The 659-nt window shown below is 41.9% G+C and carries 2 pseudogenes; both read left to right on the top strand.

Annotated features, from left to right (window positions below):
• Positions 1-407 (top strand): annotated as a pseudogene (locus tag KI363_RS21645) (IS21 family transposase); the annotation flags it as partial.
• A pseudogene (locus KI363_RS21640) lies at positions 407-659 on the top strand (IS21-like element helper ATPase IstB); the annotation flags it as partial. The pseudogenes KI363_RS21645 and KI363_RS21640, both read left to right, overlap by 1 nt.

Raw genomic sequence — 659 nt, 5'->3', positions numbered from 1 at the left:
GAATCTACGGAAATGCATCAAAATCAATGGTATGGCAACCCTACCTATCTCTTATGGCCACAAGGCCAACAGCTTTGAAATATACGACGTTCTATGGCCAATTACCGGAACGCTGGCGAAGCTATTTGAATGAATGCACCGTTGAGGAGAAGAAAGAAGCTCTCAAACTATTATCAACATTACTGAAAGAACATAGTTTAGAAAAGGCAACAGAAGCGTTGGAGATAGCTTCTAAAAGGAGCCATCCATCTTCCGAATCAATCAAACAGGTTTTCCATCAACTTATTCACGGGCGAGGTTATCGTGATACGTTGGAGATGAAGCCTAGCATCCCAGTCATGCCAGTCGCTGAGCGAGGGATTAAGAAATATGATATCTTCTTTTCCTCTGAAAGGAGTCAGGCATAATGCATGAAATGATTCAGGAGTACGCAAAGCGATTAAAGCTCAGCTGGATTCGTGAGAATTTCCATACGGTGAACATAGAAGATCCTCAACAATACTTATTAACACTTTTTGAAAAGGAAGTGGAACAGCGTGAGGAGCGTAAGATAAACCTATTATTCAAAACGGCAACGCTGCCGAACGTGTCTGGCAATCCTTTTGATTGGACAGATATTCAATTGGGTCAGGGGTTAAGTCAAGAATCGGTATTAGAAG

It is taken from the genome of Lederbergia ruris, assembly GCF_018332955.1.
Lineage (GTDB): Bacteria > Bacillota > Bacilli > Bacillales > Bacillaceae_C > Lederbergia > Lederbergia ruris.
Note: the sequence above shows the minus strand (reverse complement) of the source record. Positions and strands in the feature narration are given on the sequence as shown.